Source organism: Streptomyces spongiicola, from assembly GCF_003122365.1.
GTDB lineage: Bacteria > Actinomycetota > Actinomycetes > Streptomycetales > Streptomycetaceae > Streptomyces > Streptomyces spongiicola.
On record NZ_CP029254.1, the window covers coordinates 6,319,181 to 6,336,405 of the forward strand.

The following is a 17,225-nucleotide window of genomic DNA, read 5'->3' on the forward strand; positions in this document are numbered from 1 at the left end:
GGTCCGGCAGGTCCGGCAGGTCCGGCAAGTAGAGGAGTCCCGGTCAGCAGAGCGGACCCAGCACCCGAGCGAGCCGAGCAAGCCCACCACCCAAGCAAGCCGAGCAAGCCCACCACCCGAGAAGCCCACCACCCGAGCAACCCGAGGAATCCCCGTGAGCCGCACCCACACCGTCATCGACAGCCCGTACGGCCCGCTCACCCTCGTCGCCACCGACGACGTCCTCAGCGGCCTGTACATGACCCGGCAGCGTCACCGCCCCGGCGAGGAGACCTTCGGCGACCCCGATCCCCGGCCCTTCCGTGAGGTGATCCGCCAGCTCGACGCCTACTTCTCCGGCGAGCTGAGGAGCTTCGACCTGCCGCTGCATCTCGCGGGCACGCCCTTCCAGCGCACCGTCTGGGAGCAGCTGCTGCTGATCCCCTACGGTGAGACCCGCAGCTACGGCGAACTCGCCGGGGCGCTCGGCAAACCCGGTGCCTCACGTGCCGTCGGCCTCGCCAACGGCAGGAACCCCGTCGGGATCATCGTCCCCTGCCACCGGGTGGTCGGAGCCTCCGGCAGTCTGACGGGTTACGGCGGCGGGCTCGACCGCAAGCAGCGGCTGCTTGCCTTCGAGCGGGGCGTGCCCGGCGACGGCCTGTTCTGAGGGGCCGCGGCGGCGGTACCACCCCGGTACCGCCGCCCGTGCCGTGGCGGGATCCCGCGCAGCCCGCGGCGGGCGGTCAGCGCAGCCGCCGCAGCAACTCCGGCAGCGCAGAGCCGATCGGCTCCCGGACGATCTCGTCGGCGAGCGCGTCGTACGGCGTCGGCTCCGCGTTCATGACGATCAGCCGCGCTCCGTGCTCGGCCGCGATCCCGGCCAGCGAGGCGGCGGGCTGCACCTGGAGGCTGGAGCCCACCGCGACGAACACCTCGGAGGCCTTGGCGATGCCCATCGCCTCCCCCAGCACCACCGGGTCCAGGCTCTGGCCGAACATGACGGTCGCCGACTTCAGGATTCCGCCACAGGATCCGCAGGGGGGATCGGCCTCACCGGCCCTCACGCGTTCCAGGGCGTCCGCCATGGGCGAGCGGGCCCGGCAGCCGGTGCACACCACCGTCCGCGCGGTGCCGTGGAGTTCGAGCACCTTGCGGTCGGGAACGCCCGCCCTCTGGTGCAGTCCGTCCACGTTCTGAGTGATCACCCGGAGTGCGTGCCCGCTCCGCTCGAACTCGGCGACGGCGAGGTGTGCCGCGTTCGGCTCGGCGCGCAGGACGGGGCCGTCGAGGCGCATGCGCCACGCGCGCACGCGGATCTCCGGGTCGGACATGTAGTGCTCGTAGGTGACCAGCTTCTCGGCCTCCGGATCGCGCCGCCAGAGGCCGTTGGGTCCGCGGTAGTCGGGGATGCCGGAGTCCGTGGAGATACCGGCTCCGCTGAGAAGCGCGACCATGGTCATGCCGCGAGCCTACGCAGCGGACCGCGGGACGGGCGACCCGGTTTCGACCCGCCCGCGCGGCTGTGCCCGCCGCCGCGGAGTCGCGGTGCGGCGCCCGGCCCGGCCCGGGCCCGGTTCGGGCAGCCCGGCCTGCTGCGGCCCGCCGGATCGGTGCGGTTCAGCTCACCGGGCTGCCGTCGACCCGTTCCGCCGGAGCGGTTCCCGCCGTCAGGACGTCCGGCGCGGCCGGTACGCGCGGGCCGAGCGAACCGAGGAGACACCGGGTGAGCTCCTCCCGCGGCACCAGCTTCCACGCGACCGGTTCCTCCTCCTGGAGCCGGATCGCCGAGAACCGCTCCTCGTCGAGCACCCCGCCGTCGTAGACGTACGCGACGATCGGCGGCCGCCCGGGGCCACGGGCCCAGTCGACGGCGAGCAGCCGCCCAGGCCCGACGTCCAGGCCGATCTCCTCCAGCGTCTCCCGCCGTGCGGCCTCCCGGGGCGTCTCCCCGGCGTCGGACTCGATCGTCCCGCCCGGCGGCCCCCACCCGGCACGGTAGTCGGGCTCCAGGAGCAGAACCCGCCCGCCGGCGTCCCGGAAGAGGGTCGCTGCCCCCGAGAGGACACGGGGCAGGGCGGCGACGTAGGCAGCGTATGCGTCGGTGGTCACCCGGGGTGCTCCACGGCTTCCCGGCGGGCTTCCCCGCCGTGCCGTGGACCGGGAGTGGAATAGGTCCAATACTGTCTGCTTTCCAAAGATGTCCGCTGCGGATAGGGTCGGGTCGGCGCGACTGCCTGTTCGAAAGCAAGGGACTGATGGTGGCGGACGGAGCGGTTAGGACCCCACGGGTGCTCGTGGCGGCGGACAAGTTCAAGGGCTCGCTCACGGCCGGGCAGGTCGCGGAGCGGGTGACCGCGGGGCTGCGGCGGGCCGTCCCGGGGCTCGAGGTGGAGACCCTGCCGGTCGCCGACGGCGGTGACGGCACCGTCGCCGCGGCCGTGGCCGCCGGGTTCGAACGCCGTCGGGCCGAGGTGACCGGCCCGCTCGGCGAGCCTGTGACGGCTGCGTACGCCCTGCGCGGCACCACGGCCGTGGTGGAGATGGCCGAGGCGTCCGGTCTCCGCCATCTGCCCGACGGCGTGTTCGCACCCCTCACGGCGACCACCTACGGCACGGGCGAGCTGCTGCGCGCCGCCCTCGACGCGGGTGCGCGGACGATCGTCTTCGGCGTCGGCGGCAGTGCCACCACCGACGGCGGTGCGGGGATGCTGGCGGCCCTGGGGGCACGCTTCCTGGACGCGGACGGGGAGCCCGCCGGCCCCGGCGGTGGCGCGCTGATCGGCGTGGCGACGGCGGACCTCTCCGGCCTGGACCCCCGCTTCGAGGACGTGGAGCTGATTCTCGCCAGCGACGTCGACAACCCGCTGACCGGGCCGAAGGGCGCGCCCGCCGTCTTCGGGCCGCAGAAGGGCGCCTCCCCCGAGGACGTGGCCGCGCTGGACGACGCACTCGCCCACTACGCCTCGGTTCTCGGCCCCGAGCAGGCCGGGCTGCCGGGCGCGGGCGCGGCCGGCGGCATCGGCTACGGCGCGCTGGTCGCCCTCGGCGCGGTCTTCCGGCCGGGTATCGAGGTGATGCTCGACATCCTGGGCTTCGCCGGCGCGCTGTCCCGGGCGACCCTGGTCATCACCGGTGAGGGCTCCCTCGACGAGCAGACCCTGCACGGCAAGGCGCCGGCCGGTGTCGCCGCGGCGGCCCGCGCGGAGGGCGTCGACACCGTCGCGGTCTGCGGGCGGCTGGCGCTCACCGATGAGATGCTCGGGGACGCCGGAATCCGCCGTGCCTACGCGCTGCTGGAGCTGGAGCCCGACCCGGCCGTCTGCATGGCCCAGGCGGGCCCGCTGCTGGAGCGGGTCGCGGAGTCGATCGCGGGGGACTTCCTCTCCTGACCTCGTCCCGGCGGCCCGTCCGGAGTCCCGGCGGCCCGTCCGGAGTCCCGGCGGCCCGTCCGGAGTCCCGGCGGCCCGTCCGGAGTCCCGGCGGCCGGTCCGGCGGCCAGGGCCTTGGGGCTTCCGCTCCTCCTGGGAGCGGTCAGCCGCCGGGGTTCCGGGCCCCGTCGGTGGGCAGGGGCGGACGGGGCCCGGGGGACTGCACGGCGAATGGCCGAAAGGCGGCTTTCGCGGTTCCGGTCCGCCCGAACGCCCTGTACCCGCCCCCCACCGCTCCCTAGCATGTGCGTCCTACCCGACCCGATTTCCCGATCACCTGACTGACGGCGTGATCGACGGCGTGATCGACGGTGTGGTCGACGACGTGAATGACGACGTGAATGAGGACTGGATGCACGGCAAGTCGTGGAGCCCCGAAGCCATCGACACCAAGGTGCCCAGCGTGGCGCGTATGTACGACTTCCTCCTGGGGGGCGACGACAACTACCAGTCCGACCGCGATGCCTGCGAGCAGCTGCTGAAGCAGGTGCCGAGCAGCAAGGTGCTCGCCGTCAACAACCGTCGCTTCCTGCAGCGCGTCGTGCGCACGCTCGCCGAGGACTACGGCATACGGCAGTTCGTCGACCATGGTTCGGGTCTCCCGACCCAGAACAACGTCCACCAGATCGCCCAGGCCGTCGACCCGGACTCGCGGGTGGTGTACGTCGACAACGACCCCATCGTGCTGGCACACGGCCGGGCACTGCTGGAGGAGAACGACCGCACCGCGGTCATCCAGGCCGACATGCGGGACACCGACGGCATCCTCGGCCACGAGGAGACCACCCGGCTCGTCGACTTCGGACGGCCGGTCGCCGCCCTGTTCGTCTCGGTGCTGCACTGCATCCCGGACGAGGACGATCCGGCCGGTCTCGTCCGGCGGGTCGCGGAGCGCCTGGCGCCGGGAAGTTTCCTGGTGGTCTGCCAACTGGTGAGCGACCGTCCCGAGATCCGGAGGTTCGTCACGGACTTCATGGCGGAGGCCACCGGCGGGCACTGGGGCCGGGTCCGTGAGGAGCACGAGGTGACGGAGTTCTTCCACGGCCTCCAGATCCTCGAACCCGGTCTGGTGGAGGTCTCCACCTGGCGGCCGGACACCGAACTCGCCCCGGTGCAGCAGACCGACGAGTGGATCGAGTGGGGCGGCGTCGGCCGGCTGGTCTGACGCGCGGCCCCGTCTCGGCCGGGTGGCGGCCGAGACCGGGGCGCGGGGGTCGAGGTCCGGGGGGTCTCGCCCGTGGCCCGCGGTCGGGGATGCCTCAGAGCCCGCCCCGGGAGTGCGGAATCAGAGCGCGCCCTCGGAGCGCGCCCTCAGAGTGCGGACATCCGCTCCTCGATGAGAGCCAGCGATCTCCTCGGGGTCAGCGCGCAGGCGCCGAGGCGGTCCAGCATGTCCCGGTACTGCTCCACGACGTGGGGCTTCTGGCTGAAGGTGCTGTCGGTCAGGTGCTCGATGTAGACGGCGTCCTTCAGATCGCTGAGCGCGAAGCGCAGATAGGTCACTCCCGTGCCGACGCCCACGGAGGCGGTCACGTCCAGGGGCGCGATCTGCAGCGTGATCCGGGGCTCCCGCATCATGGCGACCAGATGCTCGAGTTGCTCGCGCATCACCCCGGGGCCGCCGACCGTGCGCAGCAGCACGGACTCGTCGATCACCGCCCACAGCCGCGGCGCGTCGGGCTGGTCGAGCTGGCGCTGCCGTGCCTGGCGCAGCTCGACCCGGCGGTGCACATCGTGGTCGTAGAGCCGCGCGGGCCCCGACTCGACGACCGCGCGTGCGTAGGCGGGGGTCTGCAGCAGCCCGGGCACGTAGAACGGCTCGTAGGTGCGGATGGTCGCCGCCGCGCCCTCCAGGGCGACCAGCGGGGCGAAGAAGTCCGACAGGACGTCGCTGAAGCTGCGCCACCAGTCACTGCGCCGCGACTGCTCCACGAGCCGCAGGAACTCGGCGACGCGGTCCTCCCCGTCCACCCCGTAGAGCTTCAGCAGGGCGACGGCGTCGGCCGGCTTGCAGCCGTGGCGGCCCAGTTCGATGCGGCTGGTCTTGGAGCGGGAGAAACCCAGGCGGTCGTCGACGGCGGACGGGTCTAGCCCCAAGGCCGTTCAGTTTGCGGATGGGTGGGGTTGTCCAGGGTCCGTAAGCTGCGGTTTCGCGGACATGAGGAGCGGAGCCCCGGTAGAACTGGCAGTCGACCAAGACAAGCCGTTCACAAGGACCGGAGGCTCCGCTGTCCGGACAGTGTGCCATCACTCGTGTCGTCACGGTGGCCGGAGGCCGGTTCGCACCCGGTCATCTCGGTGAACTCACCCAGTGCATCCCCTTCGAAATGGTCGACGAGGCATTGAAGGCCACGGGCAGGGTCCAGGAGCGGCTGCGGGACCTGCCATCCCGGGTGGTCGTCTACCTGCTGCTGGCCGGGTGCCTGTTCCCGGAGGTCGGATACCTCGGGGTCTGGCGCAAGCTCACCGGCGCTCTGGCCGGTCTGCCACTGGCCGCGCCGTCGGCAAGCGCGCTGGCCCAGGCCCGCCGCCGTATCGGCGCCACACCGCTGAAATGGCTGTTCGACCTGCTGAAAGGCCCGGTGGCCGGGCCACGGACACCGGGAGCATGGTGGCACGGTCTGCTGGTGATCGCGCTCGACGGCACCACCCTGACGGTCCCCGACACCCCTGCCGTCCTGACCCGGTTCACCAAGCAGGCGGGCAACCACGGCGGGACCGGCTACCCGCAGGTCCGCCTGCTGACCCTGGTCGCCTGCGGCACCCGCACCCTCATCGACGCGGTCTTCGGACCCACCACATCGGGTGAGACCACCCACGCCCCGCGCCTGCTGCCCAGCCTGCGGCCGGGGATGATCCTGCTGGCCGACCGCAACTTCGCCGCCCAGGGGCTGATCAACGACATCGCGGCCACCGGGGCCGAGGTCCTGGTCCGGCTCAAGAACGGCCGCCGGATGCCGATCCTGGCCCGCTACCGGGACGGCTCCTACCTCTCCGCCCTCGGCCCGGTACCCGTGCGCGTCGTCGACTGCGAGATCACCATCACCACCACCGCCGGGAAACACACCGGCCTCTACCGGCTCGCCACCACTCTGCTCGACCACCACCGCCACCCCGCCGGTGAACTGGCCATGCTCTACCACCAGCGCTGGGAGATCGAAACCGCCTACCTGGAACTGAAATCGACCATCCTCGGCGGCCGGGTCCTGCGCGCCCGCACCCCCGAGGGCATCGACCAGGAGATCTACGCCCTGCTGGTGGTCCACCAACTGCTGCGGACCGCCATGGCGGACGCCACCAGCACCCAGCCCGGCACCGACCCGGACCGGGCCGGCTTCTCCATCGCCTGGCAGGCCGCCCGCGACCAGCTCGTCCTGGCCGCGGGCATCATCGCCGACCCGGTCGTCGACCTCGTCGGCATCATCGGTCGGCACGTCCTGGCCGGCCTGCTGCCCCAGCGGCGGCTACGGGTCAGCCCCCGCATCGTCAAACGCGCCATCTCGAAGTACCAGGCACGAGGGCCCTGTATCGACCGGACCAGCTACAAGGCCACCACCGGCATCGAGATCCTCGCAGCCGCAGGCCCTTGACGACACGGCCCAGCCGCAAACTTCACGGCCTTGGGTCTAGCCCGGCGGCCGTGCGCAGTTCGCGCAGCTTGCCACCCAGGATCACCCTGAGGGCGGTCGGGTTGCTCTCGACCGCTCCCAACGGCCCGGCGAACAACGACGGGCTCGATTCTGCTGCAGCCATCGTGCGCTCCTGCGGACTCTTGAGAAGACGTCGAGACTATCCCGTACATCCGTGTGTGAGCCATCGGCAACTGGATGGTGAGAGCCTTCTTTTCAGCCAATCACATCATCGAAATCGCCGCCGCGGGCCCCGGCGACGAAGGCCTCCACCTCGTCCCGCGTATAGACGAGCGCGGGCCCGTGCGGGTCGCGGGAGTTGCGCACGGCCACCCGTCCGCCGGGGAGTGCTGCCAGTTCCACGCAGTTGCCGGTGGCGTTGCTGCGGCTGCTCTTGATCCAAGTCACCGGACCGAGCTTCCCCGCCGGCATGCCATTGGTGAACTCCATCCCCAACAACCCCTCCCTTTTCGCACGCTCGTTCGGCCCGAATCCGGTCAATGCAATCTCAGATGCAATTGCATTTTCTTGGCCGACTCGACAATACTCGGTCAGCACCGGTTGCCGCAGCGTTCAACACCCAGGCCTGCAGGGGGACATGACCAGTGACGACTCACGTGTCAACCATCTCCACCACGACGGCCGGGCACGGAAGTCGGCGCGCGACACAGCGGTGCGGCCCGAAACCGCTGCCCGAGGGCCCTTGTGCCACACCCCAGGAACCCGCCCTGGAGGGACTTCCGCCGCTCGGCGGCTTCGCGGCCTGCGGGCTGGACGGCAGTCTCCGCAATCCGTGCCAGGCGCGGCGGTTCGTCGCCCATACCCTGCACCTCTGGGAACTGCCGCTTCTGGTCGCGGACATGACGCTTGTGGTCAGCGAGCTGGTGACCGGCGCGGTCCGGCACGCGCTGCTCGCCGAACCACAGGAGCACCCCGTGGACTACCCCCTGTGGCTGGGGCTCGTCCGCCACCCGGACCATGTCGTGTGCTCGGTCGCGGACCCGAACCCGGAACCGCCTGGGAGGCGCGACGCCGACTCCGGCGACTTCGAGGGCTTCGGCCTGGAGCTGATCGGCGCGCTGAGCGAGAGCTGGTCCTGGTCGCTCACCGAGCCCAGGGGCAAGACCGTGTGGGCGAGCCTGGCCCTGCCCGGCCGGGACTGAAGCCGGACCGAGCCGGACTGAGCCCGCGGCGCGCCGGGGGAGTCGCGCCCCCAAGGAAGGTGCGCGCGCACCCGCGCACCCGCGCACTCCGGCGCCGGCCGTCGCCCCGCCGGACCCGGGCGGGTCCCTGCGGCCGGTACGCTGCCGGGTCCTGCCGGGTCCTGCCGGGGTCCTGCCGGGTCCTGCCGGGTCCTGCCGGGGTCCGTTGGGCATGGAACCGGCGCCGACCGGCCCTGTCCCGGCGCCGGCCGGCAGCCGCTCGCCATCCCCCAGCCCGTCTGGGCGGGGCCCGCGCACACGGGCTGGGGGGACACCGTATGCCCGTGTGGGCTCCCCACCGCCGCACGGCCGGTTCCTCAGCGGGCCGGGCCCTCAGCCCGCGGAGCCCGCCCGCGGCCCCCGCACCCTCCCGGGCCGTCTGTCGATTCCCGTCCACCCGGCCCCGGCGTCACCGCCCCGGCCCCGGCGTCACCGCCCCGGCCGCGGCGGCACCGCACGGCGAGGGGCCCGGGGCGCATGCGTCGCATGCGCCCCGGGCCCCTTTGCCATGCCCCGCCGGCCCTCAGGGAAGCTGTGCCGAAGCCCTCGCCTCGCGCCGGTTGTCCCGGAAGGTGTTCACCCGCCGGGCCGTCGCGAACAGCGGGATCGTCGCCGCCAGCACGATCTGCAGTGCGCAGCCGGTCTGCAGCAGCAGCTGTCCGCCCGGCGCGTCGAAGGCCCATGCCGCCAGCAGGCCCATCGCCCCCACGATCCAGCTGAGCATCGCGACCGCCAGCTTGCCGCGCGGCTTCGGGTACTCGACCCGGCTCACCATCAGCCAGGCGGTACCGATGATCGCGAGCAGTGTCGGGATGAACGGCAGCTCCAGCAGCACGATCGACACGACCGTCAGCGCGCCGAAGGGGCTCGGCATGCCCTGGAACATGCCGTCCTTCATCGTCACGCACGAGAACCGGGCCAGCCGCAGCACGACCGCCAGCAGCACCACGATCGCGGCCACCGCCGAGACCTTCTGGTGGGCGTCGTCGGCGACCATGCCGTAGACCAGCACGAAGTACGCCGGGGCCAGTCCGAAGCTGATCAGGTCCGAGAGGTTGTCCAGCTCCGCGCCCATCGGGCTGCTGCGCAGCTTGCGCGCCACCAGCCCGTCGAACAGGTCGAAGACGGCGGCGCACAGCATGAGGATCACCGCGGTCGCGGCGGAGTGCCGGGCCATGCCGCTCTCGCCGCTGCCGACGAGGTGCGGGATCAGGATCCCGGTGGTGGTGAAGTACACCGCCATGAAACCGCAGGTGGCGTTACCGAGAGTGAGCGTGTCCGCTATCGACAGCCGGAGTGAGAGGGGCATCTCCTCCGCGTCGTCCGGCGCGCCGGACCGGGGCTCGGCCCCGTCGGCCCAGCCCGCCTGTGTGTCGGGATCAATCACGGTCAATGCGAGTCACCCCCGCGGTCGTGACCTGACCCACTTCGACGCCGGCCTCGACACCTTCCGGGAGGTAGATGTCGACACGCGAGCCGAAGCGGATGAGGCCGATGCGCTCGCCCTGCTCGACCTTGGTGCCCTGGGGGATGTACGGGACGATGCGGCGTGCGACGGCGCCGGCGATCTGGATCATCTCGATGTCACCGAGTTCGGTGTCGAAGTGCCAGACTACGCGCTCGTTGTTCTCGCTCTCCTTGTTGAACGCCGGAACGAATCCGCCGGGCACATGCTCGACGGAGGTCACCGTGCCGGCGAGCGGGGCACGGTTGACGTGGACGTTCAGGGGGCTCATGAAGATGGCGACGCGGGTGCGCCCGTCCTTCCACGGCATGATGCTCTGCACCACACCGTCGGCCGGGGAGATGACCCGGCCCTGGGCGATCTCGCGCTCGGGGTCGCGGAAGAACCACAGCATGCCCGCCGCGAGAGCGGTGGTGGGCACGGCGATGGCCGCGGCGCGCCTCGACCGGCGCGCACGCGCCAGGCTGAGCGCCGCGGTCGCGACGGTCGGCAGGAGCCACGGCGATGCTCCGCGCGCGAGGCGGACGCGGCCGCGAGGTGCAGAGGTTTGGCTGTGGGGCATGGTTGACCTTCGTAGCGGATGATGCCGCGCTGGCAACAAGGAGGACGGCGGCTTTCCGGCGATGCTATCGGTTGCGGGCCGCAACTGGGAAAGCCAGAAGCCGAGTCGGTCGGCCGGAAGCCTTCGGCAAAGGCTGCCGGAATGTGATCTTCTTCGCGGCCGAACCGACTCAAAAGCCTCATTCAGCCCTGGAGCCGGTATTCCTCGAGGAGCCGGCGCCCAATGATCATTTTCTGGATCTCGGCGGTACCTTCGCCGATCAGGAGCATCGGGGCCTCCCGGTAGAGGCGCTCGATCTCGTACTCCTTGGAGAAGCCGTAGCCGCCGTGGATCCGGAAGGAGTCCTCGACGACTTCCTTGCAGTACTCGGAGGCGAGGTACTTCGCCATCCCCGCCTCCAGGTCGTTTCGCTCCCCGGAGTCCTTCTTGCGGGCCGCGCTCACCATCATCGCATGGGCCGCCTCGACCTTGGTGGCCATCTCCGCGAGCTTGAACTGGATGGCCTGGTGCTGGGCGATCGGCTTTCCGAAGGTGTGGCGCTGCTGTGCGTATCCGATACCGAGTTCGAAGGCGCGCTGAGCGACGCCGCAGCCACGGGCCGCCACATTGACGCGGCCGACCTCGACCCCGTCCATCATCTGGTAGAACCCCCGGCCGGTCGTGCCGCCGAGGACGCGATCAGCCGGAACGCGCAGTCCGTCCATGATGAGCTCGGTCGTGTCGACGCCCTTGTAGCCCATCTTGTCGATCTTTCCGGGGATGGTCAGGCCGGGCCGCACCTCCCCGAAACCGGGCTCCTTCTCGACGAGGAAGGTCGTCATCGACCGGTGCGGGGCCGCGGCCGCCTCCGCGGGGTCGTGTCCTTCGTCACTCCGGACCAGCACGGCCACCAGCGTCGACGTACCTCCGTTGGTCAGCCACATCTTCTGGCCGGTCAGGACGTACTCGTCGCCGTCCCTGACCGCCTTGGACGTGATGGCCGACACGTCCGAGCCGAGCCCCGGCTCGGACATCGAGAACGCGCCGCGCACCTCGCCGGCCGCCATCCGGGGGAGGAAGCGGTCCTTCTGCTCCTGCGTGCCGTGCTGCTTCAGCATGTACGCCACGATGAAGTGCGTGTTGATGATGCCCGAGACGGACATCCAGCCCCGGGCGATCTCCTCCACGCAGAGCGCGTACGTGAGCAGGGACTCGCCCAGGCCCCCGTACTCCTCGGGGATCATCAGGCCGAAGAGGCCGAGCTCCTTCAGGCCGTCGACGATCTGCTGCGGGTACTCGTCGCGGTGCTCCAGCTCGGTGGCGACCGGGATGATCTCCTTGTCGACGAACGCGCGGACCGTCGAGAGGATCTCCTGCTGGACATCGGTCAGACCGTGGGTCTGGGCGAGTCGGGCCATGGCTACTTCTCCGCCTTCGTGGTGGGCTCGGTCGGGCCGTCGCCGGGGCCGGCTTCCCGCGAAGGCGCCGTTCGCGGGTGCTGCGGGGAGACGGCCGGGCGGCCGGGCTGCTCCCCGCCGCGCTCCTTGACGTACGTCTCGGTGGGGACCATCACCTTGCGGCGGAACACGCACACCAGGGTGCCGTCCTGCTTGTAGCCCCTGGTCTCCACGTGGACGATCCCGCGGTCCGACTTCGACTTCGAGGGGGTCTTGCCGAGGACGGTCGTCTCGCCGTAGACGGTGTCGCCGTGGAACGTCGGGGCGACATGGCGCAGCGACTCGATCTCCAGGTTGGCGATCGCCTTGCCCGACACGTCGGGTACCGACATGCCGAGCAGCAGCGAGTAGACGTAGTTCCCCACGACGACGTTCCTTCCGAAGTCCGTCGTCCGCTCGGCGTAGTTCGCGTCCAGGTGGAGGGGGTGGTGGTTCATGGTCAGGAGGCAGAAGAGGTGGTCGTCGTACTCGGTGACCGTCTTCCCGGGCCAGTGCTTGTAGACCGCCCCGACCTCGAACTCCTCGTACGTGCGTCCGAACTGCATCGCTCAGGCCTCCGGTGCTTCGAACTTCGAGGTACGGGTCATTCCGGCGGCCCGGCCCTTACCGGAGATCACCAGGGCCATCTTGCGGCTGGCCTCGTCGATCATCTCGTCGCCGAGCATCGCCGAGCCCTTCTTCCCGCCGGCCTCGGACGTGCAGTAGTCGTACGCGTCCAGGATCAGCTCGGCGTGGTCGAAGTCCTCCTGGGAGGGCGAGAAGATCTCGTTGGACGCCTCGACCTGGCCCGGGTGCAGCACCCACTTGCCGTCGAAGCCCAGCGCCGCGGCGCGCTGCGCGACCTCGCGGTAGCCGTCGGTGTTGCGGATCTGGAGGTAGGGGCCGTCGATCGCCTGGAGGTCGTTGGCGCGGGCGGCCATCAGGATCTTCATCAGGATGTAGTGGTAGGCGTCCGCCGGGTAGCCGGGCGGCTGCTCCCCGACGACCAGCGACTTCATGTTGATGGACGCCATGAAGTCGGCCGGGCCGAAGATGATCGTCTCGATGCGCGGCGACGCCTCGGCGATCGCGTTGACGTTGTTGAGGCCCTGCGCGTTCTCGATCTGCGCCTCGATGCCGATCCTGCCGACCTCGAAGCCCATCGTCTTCTCGATCTGCGTCAGCAGCAGGTCGAGGGCGACGACCTGCCGGGCGTCCTGGACCTTCGGCAGCATGATGCAGTCGAGGTTCCGGCCGGCGCCCTCGACGACCGTGACCACGTCGCGGTACGTCCAGTGGGTGGTCCAGTCGTTGACCCGCACGACGCGCGTCTTGCCCGTCCAGTCGCCCTCGTTCAGGAACTTCACGACGGTGTGCCGGGCCTCCGGCTTGGCGAGCGGGGCGCAGGCGTCCTCGAGGTCCAGGAAGACCTGGTCGGCAGGCAGGCCCTGGGCCTTCTCCAGGAAGCGCGGGTTCGAACCGGGCACCGCGAGGCAGGAGCGGCGCGGGCGCAGCCGGTTGACGGGGCTTGTCATGCGGGGACCTCCAGGGGGTCGAGCTTGTTCGCTTGGCGGATCTCGTCGACGATACGGCCGATGATCTCCGTGATGCCGAAGTCCTTCGGGGTGAAGACGGCGGCCACACCCGCACGCCTCAGTTCCTCGGCGTCGCCGTTCGGGATGATCCCGCCGACGATCACCGGGATGTCGGCGGCGCCCGCCTCACGCAGCCGCTCCAGCACGTCCGGCACCAGCTCGGCATGGGAGCCGGACAGGATCGACAGGCCCACGCAGTGCACGTCCTCCGCCAGGGCGGCGCTGACGATCTGCTCGGGGGTGAGCCGGATGCCCTGGTAGACCACCTCGAAGCCGGCGTCGCGCGCCCGCACGGCGATCTGCTCGGCGCCGTTGGAGTGCCCGTCCAGTCCCGGCTTGCCGACCAGCAGCCGCAGCCGGCCGGAGCCGAGCTCCTCGGCGGTGCGGGACGCCTTCTCGCGGACGAGGGCGAGCGGGGTGCCCTGCTCGGCGGCGACGGCCACGGGGGCCGACGACACGCCGGTCGGGGCGCGGAACTCGCCGAAGACGTCCCGCAGCGCCCACGCCCACTCCCCGGTCGTGACGCCGGCGCGGGCGCACTCGACCGTGGCCGCCATCAGGTTCGCGTCGCCCGCCGCCGCTGCCTTGAGCGCCGCCAGGGCGTCCTGGGCCCGGCTCTCGTCCCGGTTGTCGCGCCACTCGTGGAGCGCTGCCACGACACGGGCCTCGTTCGCCGGATCGACCGTCATGATCGCGGTGTCGAGGTCCGCGGTGAGCGGGTTGGGCTCGGTGGTCTCGAAGATGTTGACGCCGACGATCTTCTCGTCGCCGGCCTCGATCCGGGCCCTCCGCTCGGCGTGCGAGGCCACCAGCTGCGACTTCAGATAGCCGGACTCGACGGCCGCCATGGCGCCGCCCATCTCCTGGATGCGCTCGATCTCCGCGAGGGAGTCCGCGACGAGGGCGTCCACCTTGGCCTCGATCACGTGCGAGCCGGCGAAGATGTCCTCGTACTCCAGCAGGTCGCTCTCGTGGGCGAGGACCTGCTGGATGCGCAGCGACCACTGCTGGTCCCAGGGGCGGGGCAGGCCGAGCGCCTCGTTCCACGCGGGGAGCTGGACGGCGCGGGCGCGGGCGTCCTTGGAGAGCGTCACGGCCAGCATCTCGAGGACGATGCGCTGGACGTTGTTCTCCGGCTGGGCCTCGGTCAGTCCGAGCGAGTTGACCTGGACCCCGTAGCGGAAGCGCCGCTGCCTGGGGTCCCCGACGCCGTAGCGCTCGCTGGTGACCTTCTCCCAGATGCGGCCGAAGGCCCGCATCTTGCACATCTCCTCGACGAAGCGGACGCCCGCGTTCACGAAGAAGGAGATCCGGGCGACGACGTCGCCGAACTTCTCCGGCGGTACCTGTCCGGAGTCGCGCACCGCGTCCAGCACCGCCACCGCCGTGGACATCGCGTAGGCGATCTCCTGGACGGGGGTGGCCCCGGCCTCCTGCAGGTGGTAGCTGCAGATGTTGATCGGGTTCCACCTGGGGATGTTCGCCACCGTGTAGGTGATCATGTCGGTGGTCAGCCGCAGCGACGGACCGGGCGGGAAGACGTGCGTCCCGCGCGACAGGTACTCCTTGACGATGTCGTTCTGCGTCGTCCCCTGGAGTCTGGTGGCGTCGGCGCCCTGCTCCTCCGCGACCACCTGGTAGAGCGCCAGCAGCCACATGGCGGTGGCGTTGATGGTCATGGAGGTGTTCATCTGCTCCAGGGGGATGTCGTGGAACAGCCTCCGCATGTCACCGAGGTGCGAGACCGGCACCCCGACCCGGCCGACCTCGCCGCGGGCGAGGACGTGGTCGGGGTCGTAGCCGGTCTGCGTCGGCAGGTCGAAGGCGACCGACAGTCCGGTCTGGCCCTTGGCCAGGTTCCGCCGGTACAACTCGTTGGACGCCTCGGCCGTGGAGTGGCCGGCGTATGTGCGCATCAGCCACGGCCGGTCCTTCTGGCGCTCTGTCATCTGCGGACCTCTGACTCAGACGTTCCGGAAGCGGTTGACGGCGTCGAGGTGCCTGGCGCGCATCTCCCCGTCCTGCACGCCCAGGCCCTCCTCGGGCGCCAGGCAGAGCACGCCGACCTTGCCCTGGTGCGCGTTGCGGTGGACGTCGTGGGCGGCCTGGCCGGTCTCCTCCAGCGGGTACACCTTCGACAGGGTGGGGTGGATCTTGCCCTTGGCGATGAGGCGGTTGGCCTCCCATGCCTCGCGGTAGTTGGCGAAGTGGGAGCCGATGATGCGCTTCAGCGACATCCACAGGTAGCGGTTGTCGTACTCGTGCATATAGCCCGAGGTCGAGGCGCAGGTGGTGATGGTGCCGCCCTTGCGGGTGACGAAGACCGAGGCTCCGAAGGTCTCGCGGCCCGGGTGCTCGAAGACGATGTCGATGTCCTCGCCGCCGGTGAACTCGCGGATGCGCTTGCCGAAGCGCTTCCACTCCTTCGGGTCCTGGGTCCGTTCGTCCTTCCAGAACCTGTAGCCCTCGGCGTTGCGGTCGATGATCGCCTCCGCGCCCATGGACCGGCAGATGTCGGCCTTCTGCGGCGAGGAGACCACGCAGATCGGGTTGGCGCCGCCGGCCAGCGCGAACTGGGTGGCGTAGCTGCCGAGACCGCCGCTGGCGCCCCAGATCAGGACGTTGTCGCCCTGCTTCATCGCCGCGCCGTTCTGCGAGACGAGCTGGCGGTAGGCGGTCGAGTTGACCAGGCCGGGGGCGGCGGCCTCCTCCCAGCTGAGGTGCCTGGGCTTCGGCATCAGCTGGTTGGACTTCACCAGCGCGATCTCGGCGAGGCCGCCGAAGTTGGTCTCGAAGCCCCAGATCCGCTGCTCGGGGTCGAGCATGGTGTCGTTGTGGCCGTCCGAGGACTCCAGTTCGACGGAGAGGCAGTGGGCGACGACCTCGTCGCCCGGGTTCCAGGCGTTCACTCCGGGGCCGGTGCGCAGCACCACACCCGCGAGGTCGGAGCCGATGATGTGGTACGGCAGGTCGTGGCGCCTGGTCAGCTCGGAGAGCCGGCCGTAGCGCTCCAGGAAGCCGAAGGTCGACAGGGGTTCGAAGATCGAGGTCCACACGGAGTTGTAGTTCACCGAGCTGGCCATCACGGCCACCAGGGCCTCACCCGGCCCGAGCTCGGGCAGCGGGACCTCGTCGAGGTGCAGGGACTTGCGCGGGTCCTTCTCGCGCGTGGTGAGCCCCGCGAACATCTCGGTCTCGTCCTTGTGCACGGTCACCGCACGGTACGACTCGGGGAGCGGCAGTGCGGCGAAGTCGGCGGACGTGGTGTCCGGCGACTGGATCGCGTCCAGGATTTCCTTCACGGTGTGCCTCCGGCGAATGGTCCCCCCGGCCCGGGGGCCGAGGGGGGTGCGTCTCGCGGACGAGAGCGCTGAGGGGCAGGTAGGGGAAGAGCTGCTTCTCTGGAGGTGTGCCGTCGGTTCGGCGGGTGGTGCCGGCTGCGCTGGTGTGCGCGGGAGGGTGCCTGTGACGCAGGCGTCCGGGCGCGCGAGCGGGAGGCTTGCGGGGACAGCCGGCGTACGGTGCCTCTCTGCACGCCGGCCGCCCGGACAACATCAACGTATGGCACGCCGTGCCATCCCGCAAGACACTGCGTGCCAATAGTTTCACTCGTATGCAATCTCGGCGTCACGGATGAGCGATGATCGATCGAATGGCCGGCTGAGCTGCGGAGACGACGGCTTGCCGGAGATGCCCCTCACCCGCGACGGGCAGCCGTGCACGTCCCGTGACGGGTGTGGGGGATGTGTCATGCACGGGGTGGACGGGGCGTGGAGGTGGTGGAGGTGGTGGGGGTGGCGGACGGGGTGGACGGGGTGGACGTGGCGTGGAGGCGGCCCCTGGATCGCGGTGCCGTCCTCGGGGGTGCGGGCCGGTCCGCCGCGGTCCCGCCCTCGGCGAGCCGGGCACCGCGCCGGGCTCGCCGAGGGCGGGACAGCCGTCCCGCC

The 17,225-nt window shown here is 70.8% G+C and carries 14 protein-coding genes and 3 pseudogenes; 5 read left to right on the forward strand and 12 right to left on the reverse strand.

Going from position 1 to position 17,225, the window contains the following annotated elements; genetic code table 11:
• Window positions 1–154: 154 nt before the first annotated feature.
• Window positions 155–649, forward strand: coding sequence for a methylated-DNA--[protein]-cysteine S-methyltransferase (locus DDQ41_RS27540; RefSeq protein ID WP_109296887.1), 495 nt, complete (start codon window positions 155–157; stop codon window positions 647–649).
• A 76-nt stretch (window positions 650–725) separates the two neighbouring features.
• Here DDQ41_RS27540 and DDQ41_RS27545 read toward each other — a convergent pair whose 3' ends face one another.
• A complete protein-coding gene (locus DDQ41_RS27545) occupies window positions 726–1,442 on the reverse strand; it encodes an SIR2 family NAD-dependent protein deacylase (protein WP_109296888.1) in 717 nt (238 codons plus the stop codon).
• Window positions 1,443–1,599: 157 nt separating this feature from the next.
• Window positions 1,600–2,091 (reverse strand): NUDIX domain-containing protein, encoded by a 492-nt coding sequence (locus DDQ41_RS27550; RefSeq protein WP_109296889.1) that lies wholly within the window; start codon window positions 2,089–2,091, stop codon window positions 1,600–1,602.
• Between the two features lie 146 nt (window positions 2,092–2,237).
• Here DDQ41_RS27550 and DDQ41_RS27555 point away from each other — a divergent pair, with 146 nt between their 5' ends.
• Window positions 2,238–3,371, forward strand: a complete 1,134-nt coding sequence (locus DDQ41_RS27555; protein WP_174720330.1) for a glycerate kinase — start codon at window positions 2,238–2,240, stop codon at window positions 3,369–3,371.
• A gap of 391 nt (window positions 3,372–3,762) precedes the next feature.
• Window positions 3,763–4,575, forward strand: coding sequence for an SAM-dependent methyltransferase (locus DDQ41_RS27560; RefSeq protein WP_109297973.1), 813 nt, complete (start codon window positions 3,763–3,765; stop codon window positions 4,573–4,575).
• Window positions 4,576–4,721: 146 nt separating this feature from the next.
• Here the strand turns inward: DDQ41_RS27560 and DDQ41_RS27565 are convergent.
• Window positions 4,722–5,510 (reverse strand): annotated as a pseudogene (locus DDQ41_RS27565) (helix-turn-helix domain-containing protein); the annotation flags it as partial.
• Window positions 5,511–5,674: 164 nt separating this feature from the next.
• Between DDQ41_RS27565 and DDQ41_RS27570 the strand changes: the two are divergent.
• A complete protein-coding gene (locus DDQ41_RS27570; RefSeq protein WP_109293153.1) occupies window positions 5,675–7,000 on the forward strand; it encodes an IS4 family transposase in 1,326 nt (441 codons plus the stop codon).
• A 31-nt stretch (window positions 7,001–7,031) separates the two neighbouring features.
• Here the strand turns inward: DDQ41_RS27570 and DDQ41_RS27575 are convergent.
• Window positions 7,032–7,163, reverse strand: a pseudogene (locus DDQ41_RS27575) (XRE family transcriptional regulator); the annotation flags it as partial.
• A gap of 92 nt (window positions 7,164–7,255) precedes the next feature.
• Window positions 7,256–7,489, reverse strand: coding sequence for a DUF397 domain-containing protein (locus DDQ41_RS27580; RefSeq protein ID WP_109296891.1), 234 nt, complete (start codon window positions 7,487–7,489; stop codon window positions 7,256–7,258).
• Between the two features lie 155 nt (window positions 7,490–7,644).
• Here DDQ41_RS27580 and DDQ41_RS27585 point away from each other — a divergent pair, with 155 nt between their 5' ends.
• Complete coding sequence (locus DDQ41_RS27585; protein WP_245991408.1) at window positions 7,645–8,202, forward strand: ATP-binding protein; 558 nt, start codon at window positions 7,645–7,647, stop codon at window positions 8,200–8,202.
• A 562-nt stretch (window positions 8,203–8,764) separates the two neighbouring features.
• Here DDQ41_RS27585 and pssA read toward each other — a convergent pair.
• The 7 genes and pseudogenes from pssA to ccrA form a co-directional block, all read right to left on the reverse strand.
• Window positions 8,765–9,634, reverse strand: a complete 870-nt coding sequence (pssA, locus tag DDQ41_RS27590) for a CDP-diacylglycerol--serine O-phosphatidyltransferase (protein WP_172607787.1) — start codon at window positions 9,632–9,634, stop codon at window positions 8,765–8,767.
• Complete coding sequence (locus DDQ41_RS27595; protein WP_109296894.1) at window positions 9,621–10,268, reverse strand: phosphatidylserine decarboxylase; 648 nt, start codon at window positions 10,266–10,268, stop codon at window positions 9,621–9,623. Before DDQ41_RS27595 ends, pssA begins: the two co-directional genes overlap by 14 nt.
• 182 nt (window positions 10,269–10,450) lie before the next feature.
• A complete protein-coding gene (locus DDQ41_RS27600; RefSeq protein ID WP_109296895.1) occupies window positions 10,451–11,665 on the reverse strand; it encodes an acyl-CoA dehydrogenase family protein in 1,215 nt (404 codons plus the stop codon).
• Window positions 11,666–11,667: 2 nt separating this feature from the next.
• A complete protein-coding gene (locus tag DDQ41_RS27605) occupies window positions 11,668–12,249 on the reverse strand; it encodes a MaoC family dehydratase (RefSeq protein ID WP_109296896.1) in 582 nt (193 codons plus the stop codon).
• Between the two features lie 3 nt (window positions 12,250–12,252).
• Window positions 12,253–13,218 (reverse strand): HpcH/HpaI aldolase/citrate lyase family protein, encoded by a 966-nt coding sequence (locus DDQ41_RS27610; RefSeq protein ID WP_109296897.1) that lies wholly within the window; start codon window positions 13,216–13,218, stop codon window positions 12,253–12,255.
• Window positions 13,215–15,230 (reverse strand): annotated as a pseudogene (locus tag DDQ41_RS27615) (protein meaA); the annotation flags it as partial. The gene DDQ41_RS27610 and the pseudogene DDQ41_RS27615, both read right to left, overlap by 4 nt.
• A 12-nt stretch (window positions 15,231–15,242) precedes the next feature.
• Window positions 15,243–16,580, reverse strand: coding sequence for a crotonyl-CoA carboxylase/reductase (gene ccrA / locus DDQ41_RS27620; RefSeq protein WP_109296899.1), 1,338 nt, complete (start codon window positions 16,578–16,580; stop codon window positions 15,243–15,245).
• Between the last annotated feature and the right edge of the window lie 645 nt (window positions 16,581–17,225).